Here is a 16,297-nt window from a genome sequence, read left to right as displayed (position 1 = left end):
GGAAAACCACCCCAATCAGATGTACTTACCAACGATCTCGATGATCTGGTTTATCTGGTCATTGCTGAGTGTGACCCTCTCCTTGGAGAAGATTGCACGGACGTCCTCCGGGTACTTGGGGAGGATGTCCGCGATTTTCACAGCAATGGCATCCGTAACATCCTCGATTTGGCTAACTTCTTCGATGATCTTGTTAGCGTCCTCGAGGGATATGTTTGAGACTTTCTGCGCATGGTCCAATGCTGATTTCTGTGATGCGAGGAGAACGTCCTCGTCCTCGAGCTCTCCGGCTGTGCCTTTCCTGCTCTCTGCGACCTCTTCGAGGAGGTCCCTTACTTCTGCCAGTGTGACGTAGCGCTCAGTCATTTCTATACCTTCAGTTGTCGATGTTCCTTACCAGGTGCTCGGGGCGTGCGACGACCATCTTGGTCTTGTTTCCGTCCTTGACGGAGACTTCGTACGCTGCTCCCCTCTCTCCGACGACGACTCCGGTGAGTCCGTGGAATCTGGAGAAGGGCATTCCCTTGTGTACGCTGGGGTCGATTACGATGTTGACTTTCTCTCCGGTCTCGAAGATCTGGAAACCTTTCGTGATGGGTGAGAGCCCGCGTGCCCTTACTGACTTCTTGAGCTTGTTGCGGGTCTTTGTCCTTGTTCCGCTGGATGCCTGCATTGCTTATCCCTTCAGTGTTCTTCGAATTTGATCGCCAATACATCGAGGGTCTCGACTTTGCATTGTATCCCGAGCCTCTCAGAGAAGCTCGGTACGCTTCTGCCCTCGTCGCCGGACACGAATTCCTTCACGTACGTCCCCGAATCGGTCTCGAGTTCGAGATCGAAGGAATCGTCGGAAGCCCATTCCGCCTGGCACCAGTGGATCTTTCTCTTCCTCACAAGGTCCGCACGTCTGTGCTCGACCCTGCGTGGAGTCCTCTGGTCTATATTGACGTCCTTGAACGATAGGGCAACCTTAACTAACTCCTCTTTATTAACTTTGCCCTCTGCCTTAACGTGCACGTGATATACTTTATCAGATGCGGCGGCCTTGTAGCGTTCCACCGCTTCGCGCTGTACGAACTTGAGGCTGTTGAATGCTGCCATGTCCGTCTGGTTCGCTCTGCGCTCCAATTCATCCAGGTCGATGTACCTGTGTTTGGGCTGACTTATCTCCAGGACGAACGGCCTTCCGTCGCCGAGCATGCAGGCGTCGATGTCCTCCCTGCCCATACCGTGGAAGAAGTGCTCCTGTCCGTCAGCCATCTCGAGTGCGATGTCGCCTATGATCTCCTGGACCGATGTAGGGTACATCTTTCCGGCCCCGTGGCAGTGGTCGCAGCCCTTTCCGTGGCATACCCTGCAGGGCCAGATGGTCTGCGGGATCTCTCTACTGTACTTGTTGTAACGTCCGGCTATGAAGACTGGTGCGATATCCAAAGTCACATCTGCGAAACGGGTGTCGACGAGTGCTACGACCTGAGGGTTCTTGAACTCCACGGGACGGTGTATCATGGGAAGTGCCAGCTTTCCGATCTCGCGGTTGAGTTCCGCTTTTATTGTCTCGGAGTTCTCGAGGGCATACTTCTCTTTGATCTCCTTCTCCCTCTGTGTGATCTCGGGTTCGATCCTCGATCCTATGAGGAAGTTGTCGGAATCCACTTCGTTGATCTTCTCTGCTGCCGCCTCCGCGAATCTTCCGAGCATGTCGAAGACATTCTCGCACAGCGGACAGAAATCCTCTGCCGGAGCGTCGATGCCCTGTTCTTTCAGAGCATCACGGATCATCCTTCCGCGGAGATCGTTGGTCATTCCGGTCCCGAGCTTTCCGAACATGCGTCCCAGGCAATGGTCGCACAGGCCTGATTCGGCCAGTGCCTTGGCTGTATCGATGTTGTCGGCGATCCAATCTTCCATGGTATCACTTCAGAGGTCGAATCCCATCTCGGTGATCCTGAGCATGGGGCGTTGGCTTTCCAGATAGTGGTAAACTGTCGCGTGCTCGCTGCCGTTGATAAGCAGTTCGCAGGCATGCTTTGCCACCGGGAGACTGACGGAGTTTCCGATGAGTCCCACTGTGTTGCCGTAGATGACCATGTCGCATCCTGTGAGCTCCTCGATAAGCTTGCGGGTCTTTCCGTTCTTACCGATGAGGCGTCCCCTGACACGGGGCATCTGGCTGGAGCGGTCTCCGATAGCTTCCTTCACATCTATGAGCTCGAAGTACTCATCATCGTCGAAGAGCCTCATGGCCTTGTCGGGATTGAATCCCCTGCCCACGGCTTTCACGATATCCATGAGCTTGAGCGGCATGAGGGGGTCTTCCAATTCCCCGTCATCGTGGATGATGACCTCTCCTTCCTCCGTATCGATGTCGATCTTGATGCCGGATATATCTTGGAGCACCTTCTTGGTCTCCCCGTTCTTACCGATGAGCGTTCCTACCCTGTCCTGGGGTATCCTGATGGATCTCATTCCTCTTCATCTCCGTTATCGTTGAGTGTCTCTTCCAGGACCTCGGCGTCAGTCCAGACGTCCGCGTCCCTTCTCTTGAAGAAGCTGTTTATGTTATGGATGTCCCTCTCCAGGAGCTCCTTTGCATTGTAATGGTCCCTGGTCATGGCCTGGCCTACATCGATCATGATCGGTTCGCCGTCCATCATCAGTATGTTGTATTCGCTGAGGTCCCCGTGGACCAGATGGGCCTCCTGCCATCCGTCGATTATGAACGAAAGGACCTGCTCGTAGGTTTCGTCCGGATCATCTAGGACAACATCCTTGAGTTGCGGTGCGGGTCCGGTCTCGTCGCCGATGTACTCCATCAGCAGGCAGTTCTGTGCGAACGTTATGGGTTCGGGAACCGGTATTCCTGCCTCCATGTATCTGTCCAGGTTCTTGAATTCCTTGTTGACCCATGCGTAGATGAGCTTCCAGCGGTTACCGGTCACTCCTCTGAATCTTGGATCACCTTCTACGTATTTGGCCACTCTTTTGAAGGTTGATGTGGAGGTCCTGAAGATCTTCAGGGCCATGGGTTCTTCCTCATCATCGGTGGCGTAGAAGACGTTGCCCTCCTTGCCGGTGGATATGGGGTAGTGGACGGAGTCGATGTAACCGTCCTTCATGAACTCGTAGATGGTCATTAGGGTCTTCTTGTCGAAGACCTCGGCCTCGGTCTCCTTCTCGTCGCCGGTCTTGTTGGTCTTCAGGGCATCTACGCGACGCTCGAGGTACGCGTATGCCTCCTCGTATGAGGGCATTTAAAGATCTCCCGATCAGAAAATATCCAAGTTTTTGGGGATCTTGCCCCTCTTGCTGAGGTTGACGGCCTGTGTCTTTGTGTACCTGAACCTGACGTCGCATTTGTCAGGCTGGAAATCCCATACGGATATGATCAGCAGGTCGCCTTCCCTGATCCACATCCTTTTCTTAATCTTTCCAGGGATGCGTCCTACGCGGGATACTCCGTCCTCGCACATGACTTTGATCTTGGATGCGCCGAGCAGCTGATCCGCTATCCCGAACATCTCTGCTTCCTTGATGTTTGGCAGACGTACACGGGTTACGTCCTCATCAGGCATTTCAAGCGGTTCATTGTCGCTCATATTATCCTCTAATAACTCCTTATAAGAGGGCTTTATAAAAGGGTATGGTCGATTTTTACCGTTCCGAATCCAAATTTATCAGGATAATCGTTATAAAGGAGTTTGCGATGGTCTTCCTTAAGCTCCAGTAGTGTAGCGGCCAATCATTCAGCCCTTTCGAGGCTGACACACGGGTTCGAATCCCGTCTGGAGCACTAAATTTTCCTCACCCAGATCAAAAAAGTAGTGCTCCTGCTCAGGAGCAAAACTATTGACCATAGTTTCGGAAGGGATGAAGTGCCCCTTTTTATCCGAAATCGAAGAGATAGAAATAGCATTATTGCAAAACTGTATTTTAGGTATGAGTGTGTCCGGAACGGGTCCGGAAAGGTCGACCTGAGGTGACTTCGGATCGGAGAGAGCCGCAGCTGGAATGGGGTAGCTTATTGCCGTAATGGCAAGCTTTGCAACGGTTCCCTCGGACATCTTAATCACCAGAGCTTCCTTGCACCGTCTATCGCGTCGTTCTCCGATACGCCGCAGTAGTACAGCTCGGTGACGCGTGTGGAGCTGTGACCCATGAGCCTGGAGATCTTCTCCATCTCTAGACCGCGGTCCTTGTATGTCTGACCGAATGCCCTGCGGCAGTCGCGGAGCTCGAACTTGTGTCCGATCTGATCCTCCACCTTCTGTTTGATCTTCCTGATGGAGTTCGACGACAGCGTCGAGCACTCGCCGCCGAGCTGGAAGAACAGCATCTCGGAGGTCTTGTCGTGTGCCGCGAGCCATACGTCCCTGTGGTACAGGTACTCGGACATCATGGGACGGATCTCCTCGGGGATGGGGACGTTCCTCGGTCTCCCGTAGGTGTCCTCGCCCTTGACGTGGGTGAAATGGATCAGCCACGACTTGTCGTTGAGCTCGTCCCTCCTGCAGAAGCGGATCTCCTTGTTCCTGGCCCCGGTGCCTATGTACAGCAGAACCATCGCATAGGCGCGGACGGTCGGGAAGTCCCCGTAGTCTATCTCCTTGGACCTGGCCAGGATGGTGCGGTAGATCTCCATCGGAAGCGGGTCCAGACGCTGATGGGAGTTGTCCTTCGGCTTGAGGCCCGTGTTCTTCTGGAGGCATACCTGCACCGCGTAGTTCCCCGAATAGGTGAGGAACTGCTCCAGGAGTGTGATGTCGTGGCTTAGGTCCGAGGCCCCCACCTTCTTCGCCTTGCGGAAGAGGATGAAGGTCTTGACGTCCTCCGGAGTCATCTTCGAAGGAGCCATGGTACTTATCATACCCTGCTCCTTCAAGGCGATCAACTCGCGGTCCATCCGTCTCAGTCTGCGGTCCTGGTTGGCCCAGGTCACATCCGAGATCACGCCTTTCCTGGTCAGGAGGTATTCTCCTATCTTGTCCCTGAACGGATAAACGCTCATATCTTTCTCTCCTTTTTCTTTCGTTCCAATCCTAAAGGACTTCGCCTCATAGAATTGCAAACAACATAAAACTATGAGAGTATAAATAGATTAGCAAAAGTGCAAATCGCCGATATCGGGGATGTATGAGCTCTTTAAAATGCTGGAATACTTACCAATCAAGGTTAAATAAAGATACAGATTATGCATAATCACAAACTGTTTTCCATAGAACGAGTGATCTAGATGGACAGGGACACGGCCTTGGAGTTACTGGATTCGCCCTATACGGTGGCGATATTAATCGATGTTCTCAGGAATCCCGGTATCTCCAAGAGCGAGCTCCTCAATCTGAGGACCAGGGGGAACCGCACCAGGTTCAACCGTATACAGGAGCTGATAGCCGTCGGGCTGATCGGTGTGAAACCGTCCCGTCACAACACCATGCACCTGTACCTGACGATGGAGGGGCAGTCCATCGCTGTGCTGTTGGAGAAGGCGGTCGGCGAGCTGGCCGAGGTGCAGCCGCCCGAGAATCCTTCGGATCCGGAAAAGGATCTTTGAAAACCTTATCCTATTTTTATCATGGAACGATGCGATATGCCGCATCGCTGCACATATTGACTGCAACATCCAGTTTTTTAATACTCAACGTGAGGATCATTCTCCCGCGAACGTTGCTACAGATTTCCGGAGACCTTGCTGCTCTGTGACCGTAGTGACGGACGCATCCCAAGAACGAAACACAAGGAGAATGAGAGATATGTGTGATTACACTGCAGGATTGGGGATCGATTTCGAGATATGCATGTTTGAGGAACTAAGCAGATTCTGCGTTCCTCTGCATGGAGTCAGGACCCGCGAGGAGAGGAGATGGGAGTACGGGAACCAATGCGTCAAACCCGATCTTACTTTCAGATACGATGGAAGGGTGTTCCATGTGGACTGCCATTACAGGCAACGCATCACGGGGACAGCATTGGAACTGGACAATCCGGGGGTCTACAGATTCAAGGAGAGATGCTTCGAGAACGTGAGAGGGGAGATCTTCGAGGCGTATGCTATAGGCGGTACGCCATACGATCCGGAGCATATGATATTCGTGCCGAAGAAGACCATCCTCGGAAACAGGATACCTCTGAGGAGGTTCGCGAGGATGGAGTCCGACCTGGAGAGAATGGGATTGGAAGGGCTGGTCTACATGTATATGGGATCGGGAACGGACATGTTCAGCAACGGCTGGAAATATCCGGGGGCATCGATGGCGGCCGATTGAACCCAGGGCGAAGGATAACAGCTAGCAGTGATCATGGTCGGAACGGGCCCTCCTCGCCCCTTGCGTGCATCAGACCGTATCATCGGGCTTCCCACTGTCATAGGAAGCTTCGTGCATCCGGTCTTTTTAATCGCATGCTTGGGTCTCGGAGAGGCCCTATGATCCTCATGAAAGGAGATATGGATAAAATGAAAATGAAAAGAGAAACTTTAAAACCGAACGGGTGCTTGATACCTTCAAGGAGGTCCTGAGATGGCAACGGAATCATTCTACGAGGATATGATCATCGATACGCCCGAGGCGTTGGAGAATTTCTTGGCGTTCCTGGAAGAGGAACCGCATGCGAAGATCGATCACAATGTGAAGTTCGTATACGCCGACGAGGAATCCATGAAGAGATTCGTGGAGAAGCACTCGAAGAGGGACTGATATTTTGGACGGAGTCGACTACGAGATCATCCCGCTGACAGAACTTATCATAAGATTCGGAGAGGAGAAGGTCGCCCAGAGTCTGAAAAGATACAAGGGCGTGTTCGATTCGGCCACCGAATCGTATCTGCACAACAAAGCGATCGAGATGGAGAAAAGGGACATCTCCAGAACGTACATCGCAGTGGATACGGACATGAACATACTCGGTTATGTCACGATCGGGATCAAATGTGCCATGTCCGACAGCGATGACGATAGCACCAAAGAGATAAGCGAGAAGATACGGCACAGGATGAACATCGACATGAAGAACGATGTCGCGCAGTCGTATCTTTTGGGACAACTGTCAAGATCCCCGGACGCACCGAAGGGATTCGGCGAGACATTGGTAGGGATGGCGATAAGGGAGTTGCTTGAGTCCAAGAGGATAGTCGGATGCAGGATGGTCCGTCTGGACTGCCATGACGAACTCATCCCGTATTATGAGAGGTTGGGATTCAAGTACATCCGGAAGAACGCCGATGGAACCCTGAACCAGATGGTCACGTTCATCTGATGAACCCAAAGAGGGCCATACGGCCCTCGTATGGGTGACAGATGAGGAATCACAAGTTTTGTCTCGAAAAAGACGCACTCCACCTGGGCTGTACGACCCTTCGCTTGAACTTGCAGGGGCCTATCGGTCTTGCGCTTCACCCGCTTTTTTGATATCATCCTGCAAGCGCGAATGCAGGATTGGCAGATCGCTGTACTGAACAGCGAGAATTTGCATACGAGGAGGATGACCAGGAGCAGGTTCCTGAAGCTGGACAGGAAGCTGTCGCAGCTGTCCTTTTACAATATAATATATCAATACAGGATGAGGGAGACTGGTTTCACTGAGAGCAGAAGGTGGTCAACAGAAGATGGTGGAGAGGCTGCCGTCTGAGCCAACTCGCCTCTAAGAATCGTTGAGATAGCGGACCGTTTGATCGGATTCCACACTCTTCGGTGTGTAAGCTGCTACCTGCAATCATTTGGATTCATGACCCGGGAAAGAAGATAATCATAGATCCGATGAGAAAAGGGGTGATGAAAGAGCCCGTGCTTTCCAACACGGGCAAAATGTTTCAATGTCTCCTGAGGTAAACGGCTGCTGCCCCTATTATGACGATTGCTGCTATCGCGATTCCCGCTGCGATCGGGATCATGCTGTCGATGTCACTTCCGCTTACTTCGGACCCGTCATCCGAGATCGTCGTGTCCCCATTCTCAACAAGGTTCGGTTCAGGAATAGGTCCAGGGGTGGGTTCTGGTGTTGAATTGGACGGAGTGGGGGACACACGCTCCTTGCTGGTGAAGACGTTGACATTGTCTGTTCCACCGTTGCCTTGCTGTCCATAGTATCCGGATCCGCACCCGTACAGTTCCCCGTCAGATGTGACGAACCATGTAGTATAATTAGAACTGGCGACACTTGCGATGGTGAGATCGGGCATGCGCTGAGTGAACACATTCACATCGGATGTGCCACCGCTACCCTGCTGTCCACATATTCCATATCCGCACCCGTACAGCTTCCCATCCGTTGTGACGAACCAGGTAGCACGGTTGGAGCAGTAAACGCTCTTAACGGTGAGATCAGGCATGCGCGGGGTGAATCTCTTCACAGGGCCCGTATTTCCGTTACCCTGCTGTCCATAAGTTCCATCTCCGCACCCGTACAGCTTCCCGTCTGTCGTGATGATCCATGTCGTAGACTTGGAGCAATAGACACTTTCAACATTCTCTATCGGATTTTTGCCTTCTGAATCATAATACCATTGCGCGAACCTATTCTTGCTCGAACTAGTCGCGGTACCCTGATTGTCACCGCAACCGTACAATACCCCGTCGGTCGTCACGCACCATGTCGTGTAAGAGGAACAAGCAACACTCTTTGCATTCTTGATCGTATTAAACACGCCGCTATAGGGATTATAGGATTTTCTGGTGAACATCTCTACCCACCGTCCAAGATCATCGTTGTCTCCCTGCTGTCCAAACCCGTTTGATCCGCATCCGTACAGATACCCATCGGTCGTGACGAACCATGTCGTGTCTGAGGAACACGAGAAGCTTACTATCCCGGATATCGGATTGTTCTTCGCATCGGGATCATAGAATTTCTGGGTGAACGTTGACTCCTTGACATCGTTCTTACCATTACCCTGCTGCCCAGCATCATCGGATCCGCATCCGTACAGTTTCCCTTCGGTGGTGATGAACCACGTTGTTTTATTGGAACAATAAACGCTTGCGATGGTGAGCCCGGGCATGCGCTGGGTGAACACATTCACATCGGATGTGTCACCGCTACCCTGCTGTCCATCATTTCCATATCCGCATCCGTACAGTTTCCCTTCGGTGGTGATGAACCACGTTGTTTTATTGGAACAATAAACGCTTGCGATGGTGAGCCCGGGCATGCGCTGGGTGAACACATTCACATCGGATGTGTCACCGCTACCCTGCTGCCCATATTGGTTGTGGCCGCACCCGTACAGTCTACCGTCCTTGGTCAGTAACCATGTGGTCTCACTGCTGGAATATACGCCGGATTGTATGGGAAGAGGAACGCTGGCCCCTTCGGTCTCTTCGGTATCGACTATCGATACGGCCATGGTCATCAACATCAGCACAGCTATCGCTATCGTGATGTTCTTGACCTTGTGACCCTTCACATATTCCCTCGAGCGCATATGAGTACACTTCTCCGATCCTATCTGTACATACCGTTTCACATGCAGGATGCTTGTCCGATTGGATTTCCGATACTCCTCAGATGGTGCGAGGCTCGTACGGAGATATGAAACGGTCAGCTTTACGTTCCATCTAAAATTTGAAGGTATATAATAACGACCGCTCGATAGCCAAGATGATCGGAATCGTAGTAAATGAAACCGATCCGTCCAGGTGAATCTGAAAGGGTTTGGAACTGTTTGTTTGGAAAACCATTGACTTTTCCTTGATGTGATAAAGTGATAAGGGAATATGAGAGGACTGATAATGACTGTAAAAGAAGATGACCCCGTGCTTTTTCTTCTCCACCCTTCGTCCATCTTGCCCTGCGGGATTGTTCTTTCGCTCCCTTCTTCCTGTTTGAGCTGAAATCACATCTCCGCAGGTCTTCGGTCACTCTGCCTTGGGTTTCGAAGAAAAGCCCAGGGTTGAATAGAAGATGTTCAGAGAGAACATGCCCGGAAACAAGATAAACTCCTTAGGAAACGGCTTCGGAAACGATTTGAAGGTCCTCAAAGGGGAGGCGAACATAGAGAGGCTCCTGCTCGAGGACATCCTGGAGATCGTGGAGTACGGATGGGACAGGAACGATCTTCAGAGGATGCTCGATGCCCAGGATTACGGTGGCATCGGGTACCTTGCGGCATGGATCAGGGAGTGCGGCAACTCCGCACACGGGATGATGGTCGAGGATGATCCGTACTGGTATCCCCTCGACGAGGACGGGAACTACAGGGCAGGAGCATTCGGGAGGTGCTGCTGATGACGACCAGACAGGAACAGATCCTCGTACATCTGTACGGGTACCTCGGGACCGGGAACGTATACCAGATGCCCTTTGGGACCAATCAGGACGGGATCGCCGAAGCGATAGGGATCAGGAGGGCCCAAGTGGCGATCGAGCTGCAGAAGCTGGAGAGGAAGAACCTGATCTACTATGAGAGGAAGCACTCGTACAGGGAGGACCATCCGATCAGGCAGCTCAGGAGATGCTACTTCCTGGAGCCTGCGGGGATCAGGAAGGCCCAGGAACTCATCAAAATGAAGGAGGCGGCCTGAATGCAGGATTGGCAGATCGCTGTCCTGAACAGCGAGAACATCAGGGTCGATCAGGACCAGTACACCGGATACAGGCTGGTCATCAGGAAGACCGATGGAAAGAACAGGATGTCCGTGCCTGAGATCGTCGCCACCATAAGGCATTCCAAGAGGAAGCCTGTGATCATGTGTCCGGACGAGCCCTTCAGAGGGATGTTCGCAGACAGAAGAGAAGTGCTGGACATACTGATGAGCACTTCTGAGTATGAAGAGTACACGGTGTGGATGGCCGAAGCCAAGATGTCGGGGGTGATCTGATGGGGAACCGCGCAGTGATCACCACCGAGAAGGACATGGCCAGGGAAGGCCTCGGGATCTATCTCCACTGGAGCGGAGGAGCGGATTCAGTAGGGGCGTTCCTCGAATACTGCGATCTGAGAGGATTCGCAGCTCCGGACAGGAGCGACTACGGGTACTCCAGACTCTGCCAGGTGATCGGGAACTTCATGGGAGCGGACGGGAACTCCCTGGGGATCGGGAAGCTGGAAGAACTGGACTGCGACAATTGGGATAACGGGATGTACATCCTTAACGGTTGGAAGGTCGTCGCCAGGAAGTACTTCAAAGGACAGGAACAGAACTGCTATGACAGATGGGAATTCCTGAAAGAACTTGATGCCTGCCAGCCGGAGGCACAGCAGCTGGGAACGGATATGATGGAAGCTCTCAGATTCCATGGGAAGAGGATCACCGACATCTCATGGAACTACCATTACGAGATATCGAAGAGGAAGGAGAATGGCATTGCTGCAAGGCCTTTCGAGATAGGGAAGTTCTACACCGATTGCAAGAACAGACCTTACAACATCGTTAAGATCGTGGACAAACCGTACATGGAGGCAATCATCGAGAGGGATTGCGAGGAGATCACCGTACCGAGATTCACTTGGAAGGACGGGTCGGAATCGATAATTCTGCCCGAGAACGGAAGAACGATCGTTTCAACGGAGGAGGTGAGCTCGTGAGCCTCTTCGAGACCGGACCGATAATGATGACCGAAGGCATCAGGGAATTGATATGCCTGGATCAAACGGCGGCCGATACCGTCCGGAATTGTCTGGAAAAGCATATGAGTGGAAATTGGGGAGATCTCTGCGACGAGGACAAGCAGATGAACGACGATGCTCTGGAGACGGAGAGATAGGAAGGCGTCTCCGACAGGCTGTTCAGTTCATACGACACCGATTTCGGGAAGATATACATCATAACCGAGTACGACAGATCCGTGACGACCATCCTCCGTCCCGAGGACTACTGACATGGAAAAGGGGCCGAAAGGCCCCGGTGATCGGGCGATATCGGAGGGTGGTAGAATGTGAATGACAACTCTCGGAAAACATGGCTACGTCATCGACCGTCTAATCAGCGAGGACGGAAAGGAGTTGGTGGGAGAGGATGTACTTCCGTTAAATGATTCTAAGAACAATTAAATATGAAGATGACTTAACGGTTGGTAAGGCCCAAGTACCTTCCCTCAGTATATTTTATGCCGAACGGGGGGACGGAAGTCCGAAGGGATAGGAATGGATGTTCGCGAGTTTGCCGTACCCTTTATGGGGGGGGGGGACTGCCCTCCTTGCAGTGATGTCGCTCTGACAGCCGACGGTAGATTCGCAAAGATCTCCCCGAACTTGTATGAGGGGGGGGGGGGCGGAGCATCCTTAAAGACTCCGATAGGGTTTTATCGTAACACTGGCAGTGACGGCTCAGGTCCTTCCGAATCCGTGCCCACGGGTTTGGGTCCGGATTGCCTCATCGTCGGTGGCAACTACAACAACAGCTCCAGAGACGGGCTGTCCGCCTGGAACTCCAACAACGCTGTGAGCAATTCGAACGACAATCGTGGTGCCCGCCTGGCGTATCCCTCGAAGACTCAATACAATGAACATGACATCCCTATCGGATTGGACCTTGCCACTTGGCAAAAGATAAAGAAAAACCATAGTCGCTTGTTTGGTAGGTGGGGAAACGGTCCGCAGCCGAAGAACAGGTTCGAGGTTCATAGGTCTGTTAGGGGGGTACGCCTTTGATTCGTATCGGGGATCTTTTTGACAGGATCGTCTCGATGGACAATCTCCGCGAAGCGGCTAAGAAAGCCTGTTCGACGAGAAAGAACAGAACGGAGGTCCAGGAATTCTTAGAGGATTCCGAGAACAATCTGAAGAAACTCAGGGACTCTTTGATCGACGGTACTTACAAGTCATCGGAATACAGGATGTTCAACATCCTTGAAAGAGGTAAACAGCGTTTCGTGGCCGATCTGCCGCTGAATCCAGACCGTATCCTGCATTGGGCCATCTGTCTGGTAGCAGAAGAGCCTTTGAACAACAAGCTCATCGATCAGTCCTATGGCTCCCGTCCGGGGATGGGATACCATGATGCTGTGAAGAAAGTCCATTCGTATATTCAGAAAGACGCGAAGATAAGATACGCGCTGATTGTTGATGTGAAGAAGTTCTTCGCATCCATCGACAAGGAGATTCTCAAGAAGAAGATGCTCCGTGTGTTCAAGGACAGGAGATTCCTAGACCTTATGTTCAAGCTGATTGACGAATACTCGTATCCGGGGATCCCCATAGGGAACAGGTATTCGCCGATGCTGGCGAACTTGTATCTGTCGGACATGGACCACAAGCTGAAGGAAAGGCATCATGTGCACTATCTTGTGAGCTTCATGGATGACAGATGCATCCTTGGTTATACCAAGAAATGGTTGAGAAGGATACTAGGGATCATAAAGGACGAATTATCGGCCATTGGTCTTGAACTCAAAGGGAATTATCAGATTTTCCCTATAGATTCCAGAGGGATTCCTTTCCTGGGATACAGGATATTCTCCGATCACATACTGCTTAAAAAGCCGACTAAGAAAAGGATGAAAGGATCCGTCAAAAGGATATCCAATAGACAATCGAAGGATCCGGATTACCGCTTGGATGATAGAGACCTTGGGGTCCTGAATTCTTATAGCGGTGTATTGAAACATTGCGATGGTAAACATCTGAGATCCGTTACAATCGTACCCGTCCTCATAGAGGACAGAAGAAGAGAGAAGAAGGGAGTGACACAATGAGAATGAGAAGAGATGAAAAGAAGAGAACAGTCCTCTTCGCGACCTTTGCGGTCGTGCTGATGATGGCCTCCTCTGTAGCGATCATACCGGTATCGGAATCGGATGCGACAGAGGCCATGCACACGGTTCCTGCAGGAAGCGATTACGGCTATGTCCTGAAGGTATCCTCCACAGGTATGACTGTAGCGGATGTTGAGGTGTGGACGGGTTCGGTATATGAGTCGAAGGTTTACTCCGGTGATAGGCCCGGCGTCAATTCATTCTGGACCTTCACAGACGGTTTGGGCCCATTCAATTGTTTCTATGCAGCGATAAACACCACCAGTAACACGACAGATGATGCCAAAGAGAGGAGGATATCCAATGATATCGGGAAGATCGCCTACGTGCTGGATCCATACGATCTCCAGAAGACCATAGGCGGTACGACCTACACATCGAGCATTTACAATATCATGCTGGTCATTCCTACGGTGTATTGGTATTCCATAACCGCAAGCAACGGAACGACGACATACAACTATACGTTCATGAGCAACAATCCTGACTTCTTCGATTCCTCCAAGAGCGGTCACGCATTCACGGACGGTGAATACATATCTTCTGTGACATCCTCGGAGATGGTGGCATACGCGCATATGTTCGCATCTTCCGGTGGCAAGGACTGGGACAACTCGGAAGGGAACACCACCACATACCCATATATCGCATTGGGATACTACGAGGCGTACAAGGATACATCGACATCCCTGCTCTCGCAGACCGGCAAGACCCCGACGAACAACACCACCATCGCGGCCTTCAGGACTGCCGCACAGGGGAACAACTCGAGCGTGGTTCAAGACCCCACATCTTCCTACAAGGTCGGGATATACGGTCTATGGAACTACTATGGATGGACGCTGTACAAGCTTATGTCCATAACGATAATGGATCAAATGGATTCTCAATACGCGATAGGAGCCGGTAAGTCCTCCGGATCAGCGCCCAATGCCACCGGAACGGCACTGAATGATTCCAAACAACAATGGCTGGTCACCACATCGACGTCAGCGACAACAGATTCGGTATCACTTCTTCTCGAGAATGCGTGGGGTTCGCTGTGGGAGAATGTCGATGATGTTGTGGTAAATACTAACAATGAAGTGTACACCAACAACTATCTGTCCCCGACCGCTCTCTCTACGTCTGCTCAGACAACGACGGGAAAGACCGTAATCGGCAAGACTGGAAGTTATTCGCAAACGAAGATCACAGGACTGTATACAGATCCGGAAGTCTGGGGCATGCCTTCTGCCAGTAGTGGTACGAGCGTCACACCCGCTTCGGACGGTTCGGGGGTGAATGACGATGCTTGGACTTCGGATGCACAGGTAGGTTGCCTCATCGTCGGTGGCTCCTACGCCGACAGCTCCAGGGGCGGGCTGTCCGCCTGGTACTCCTACGCTGTGAGCTCTTCGCCCGACCGTCGTGGTGCCCGCCTGGCCTATGTAATGACGGCCGATGCGGCCGTCCCCGAGTACACCGTAACGGTGAATTCCGCCGAAGGCGGGAGCGCTTCATCGAGCAGTTCCGAGTCCGTCGCTGGTCAAACGATCACGATAACCGCGACCCCGACCAGCACCAGCTACAGGCTCAGCTCCCTCACCGGCGTCTATGGTACATCGTCCGAATCATTGACATTCCTTACCAAGACCCTAACCACCAGCACCTTCTCCATGCCCTCCGGGGATGTGACGATAACCCCTGCATTCGAATCGGTATATTCCATCGCAGTGGCATCGGAAAATGCTAGCAAAGGTTCCGTATCCATCTCGGGAGCGTATACCTCGACGCCTATCTATGTGACCACATCGGCCACATACACTGTCGTGGGACGGGCCATGACGATATCGGATACGATCCTGGGGTCAACGGCATACACATGCATAGTCGCCATACCGGAATCAGGGTTCAGCTACGACGTCTTCAAGGACCAATTATCATACGAGATGTCCACCGGATCCCTGAGTTCTGTCACCAGCATTACGGCATATTTCATCGTGGGCGGAAGCCAGTATTCGGTGATATTCTACGAATCGGCCTCGCGGAGCACATCAGTGGCCGTGGACAAGGGTTACAGCGTCATGCTGCCTGATGTGATGCCAGTCTCTGGCATGGAATTCCAAGGATGGTATTCAGATGCCGAGACCACATCCTACGTAGGTCCCGCCAACTCGTACTACACACCCACGGGATCCACCTTAGCCATAACGCTGTACGCCAAATTCGAAGAATCGGCCGACGCTGGAATAGGTAGCTTCAGGATCGCAGCCCTGACAAACGGGAACTCAGGTGCCCTCGTGGTTCTGGAAGCTGCTAACTCCAGTGGTCTTCTGTCCGGGACCCTCGCCCTCCAGGGTGTGTACTATACCACGGCAGGTGACGGCATCCGTACGTACGGTTCCATCGGTACGCTGTCGCTTACCCAGTCGGTTACCGCAGGTACCGCCAAGGTCAGCTGGAATCCGAACATCTCCACAAAGTCGATCTACTGCGTGTACGCCACATACACGTACACCCTGAATGGAGAGAACACCGTGACCTGCGACAGGCTGAACGGACTTCCCGCGTTATGACGTTCACCAGCAATGAGACAAACGGCCTTCGGGCCATTTCCCAAACATATTGA

18 protein-coding genes, 1 tRNA gene and 1 pseudogene are annotated in these 16,297 nt (G+C 52.2%); 12 read left to right on the top strand and 8 right to left on the bottom strand.

What is annotated here, in order from left to right; translation table 11 throughout:
- Positions 1 to 15: 15 nt before the first annotated feature.
- The 6 genes from E7Z62_05650 to eif1A are packed head-to-tail and all read right to left on the bottom strand — an operon-like array spanning position 16 to position 3,599.
- Entirely contained in the window at positions 16 to 366 is a 351-nt protein-coding gene (locus E7Z62_05650) for an RNA polymerase (GenBank protein ID MBE6522592.1), read from the bottom strand.
- Positions 367 to 376: 10 nt separating this feature from the next.
- A complete protein-coding gene (locus E7Z62_05645; GenBank protein ID MBE6522591.1) occupies positions 377 to 673 on the bottom strand; it encodes a 50S ribosomal protein L21e in 297 nt (98 codons plus the stop codon).
- An 11-nt stretch (positions 674 to 684) separates the two neighbouring features.
- Complete coding sequence (locus tag E7Z62_05640) at positions 685 to 1,911, bottom strand: tRNA pseudouridine(54/55) synthase Pus10 (protein ID MBE6522590.1); 1,227 nt, start codon at positions 1,909 to 1,911, stop codon at positions 685 to 687.
- Positions 1,912 to 1,920: 9 nt separating this feature from the next.
- On the bottom strand, positions 1,921 to 2,469 hold the full coding sequence (locus tag E7Z62_05635) for an RNA-processing protein (protein ID MBE6522589.1): 549 nt from the start codon (positions 2,467 to 2,469) through the stop codon (positions 1,921 to 1,923).
- Positions 2,466 to 3,254 (bottom strand): serine protein kinase RIO, encoded by a 789-nt coding sequence (locus E7Z62_05630; GenBank protein ID MBE6522588.1) that lies wholly within the window; start codon positions 3,252 to 3,254, stop codon positions 2,466 to 2,468. The genes E7Z62_05635 and E7Z62_05630 overlap by 4 nt, the downstream gene beginning before the upstream one ends.
- 15 nt (positions 3,255 to 3,269) lie before the next feature.
- Complete coding sequence (eif1A, locus tag E7Z62_05625) at positions 3,270 to 3,599, bottom strand: translation initiation factor eIF-1A (protein MBE6522587.1); 330 nt, start codon at positions 3,597 to 3,599, stop codon at positions 3,270 to 3,272.
- Between the two features lie 121 nt (positions 3,600 to 3,720).
- Between eif1A and E7Z62_05620 the strand changes: the two genes are divergently transcribed.
- Positions 3,721 to 3,793 (top strand) — tRNA-Glu (locus E7Z62_05620).
- Positions 3,794 to 4,069: 276 nt separating this feature from the next.
- Here E7Z62_05620 and E7Z62_05615 read toward each other — a convergent pair.
- Positions 4,070 to 5,008: a hypothetical protein gene (locus E7Z62_05615; protein ID MBE6522586.1), complete on the bottom strand. Its 939-nt coding sequence runs from the start codon at positions 5,006 to 5,008 to the stop codon at positions 4,070 to 4,072.
- A 225-nt stretch (positions 5,009 to 5,233) separates the two neighbouring features.
- On the opposite strand from E7Z62_05615, the gene E7Z62_05610 reads away from it, so the two are divergent.
- From E7Z62_05610 to E7Z62_05595, 4 genes are all read left to right on the top strand, one after another.
- Positions 5,234 to 5,551, top strand: coding sequence for a hypothetical protein (locus E7Z62_05610; protein MBE6522585.1), 318 nt, complete (start codon positions 5,234 to 5,236; stop codon positions 5,549 to 5,551).
- Positions 5,552 to 5,750: 199 nt separating this feature from the next.
- The gene (locus E7Z62_05605; protein MBE6522584.1) at positions 5,751 to 6,263 is read left to right on the top strand and encodes a hypothetical protein; all 513 of its coding nucleotides are present in this window, start codon (positions 5,751 to 5,753) and stop codon (positions 6,261 to 6,263) included.
- Between the two features lie 433 nt (positions 6,264 to 6,696).
- The gene (locus E7Z62_05600; GenBank protein ID MBE6522583.1) at positions 6,697 to 7,251 is read left to right on the top strand and encodes a hypothetical protein; all 555 of its coding nucleotides are present in this window, start codon (positions 6,697 to 6,699) and stop codon (positions 7,249 to 7,251) included.
- A 171-nt stretch (positions 7,252 to 7,422) separates the two neighbouring features.
- The gene (locus E7Z62_05595) at positions 7,423 to 7,623 is read left to right on the top strand and encodes a hypothetical protein (protein MBE6522582.1); all 201 of its coding nucleotides are present in this window, start codon (positions 7,423 to 7,425) and stop codon (positions 7,621 to 7,623) included.
- Positions 7,624 to 7,804: 181 nt separating this feature from the next.
- Here the strand turns inward: E7Z62_05595 and E7Z62_05590 are convergent, their stop codons facing one another.
- Positions 7,805 to 9,415: a hypothetical protein gene (locus E7Z62_05590; GenBank protein MBE6522581.1), complete on the bottom strand. Its 1,611-nt coding sequence runs from the start codon at positions 9,413 to 9,415 to the stop codon at positions 7,805 to 7,807.
- A 494-nt stretch (positions 9,416 to 9,909) separates the two neighbouring features.
- Between E7Z62_05590 and E7Z62_05585 the strand changes: the two genes are divergently transcribed.
- From E7Z62_05585 to E7Z62_05555, 7 genes and pseudogenes are all read left to right on the top strand, one after another.
- Complete coding sequence (locus E7Z62_05585; GenBank protein MBE6522580.1) at positions 9,910 to 10,218, top strand: hypothetical protein; 309 nt, start codon at positions 9,910 to 9,912, stop codon at positions 10,216 to 10,218.
- Complete coding sequence (locus tag E7Z62_05580) at positions 10,218 to 10,514, top strand: hypothetical protein (GenBank protein ID MBE6522579.1); 297 nt, start codon at positions 10,218 to 10,220, stop codon at positions 10,512 to 10,514. The genes E7Z62_05585 and E7Z62_05580 overlap by 1 nt, the downstream gene beginning before the upstream one ends.
- On the top strand, positions 10,515 to 10,811 hold the full coding sequence (locus E7Z62_05575) for a hypothetical protein (protein MBE6522578.1): 297 nt from the start codon (positions 10,515 to 10,517) through the stop codon (positions 10,809 to 10,811). It begins immediately after the preceding gene.
- Complete coding sequence (locus tag E7Z62_05570; protein ID MBE6522577.1) at positions 10,811 to 11,518, top strand: hypothetical protein; 708 nt, start codon at positions 10,811 to 10,813, stop codon at positions 11,516 to 11,518. The genes E7Z62_05575 and E7Z62_05570 overlap by 1 nt, the downstream gene beginning before the upstream one ends.
- A gap of 23 nt (positions 11,519 to 11,541) precedes the next feature.
- A pseudogene (locus E7Z62_05565) lies at positions 11,542 to 11,811 on the top strand (plasmid related protein).
- Positions 11,812 to 12,579: 768 nt separating this feature from the next.
- Positions 12,580 to 13,626, top strand: coding sequence for a hypothetical protein (locus tag E7Z62_05560; protein ID MBE6522576.1), 1,047 nt, complete (start codon positions 12,580 to 12,582; stop codon positions 13,624 to 13,626).
- A gap of 2 nt (positions 13,627 to 13,628) precedes the next feature.
- A complete protein-coding gene (locus E7Z62_05555; protein ID MBE6522575.1) occupies positions 13,629 to 16,244 on the top strand; it encodes a hypothetical protein in 2,616 nt (871 codons plus the stop codon).
- Positions 16,245 to 16,297 lie beyond the last annotated feature (53 nt).

The organism is Thermoplasmata archaeon (genome assembly GCA_015063285.1).
In the GTDB taxonomy this organism is placed as follows: Archaea; Thermoplasmatota; Thermoplasmata; order Methanomassiliicoccales; family Methanomethylophilaceae; genus Methanoprimaticola.
The sequence above is the reverse complement of the archived record's forward strand: the minus strand, read 5'-3'. Positions and strand labels throughout refer to the sequence as shown.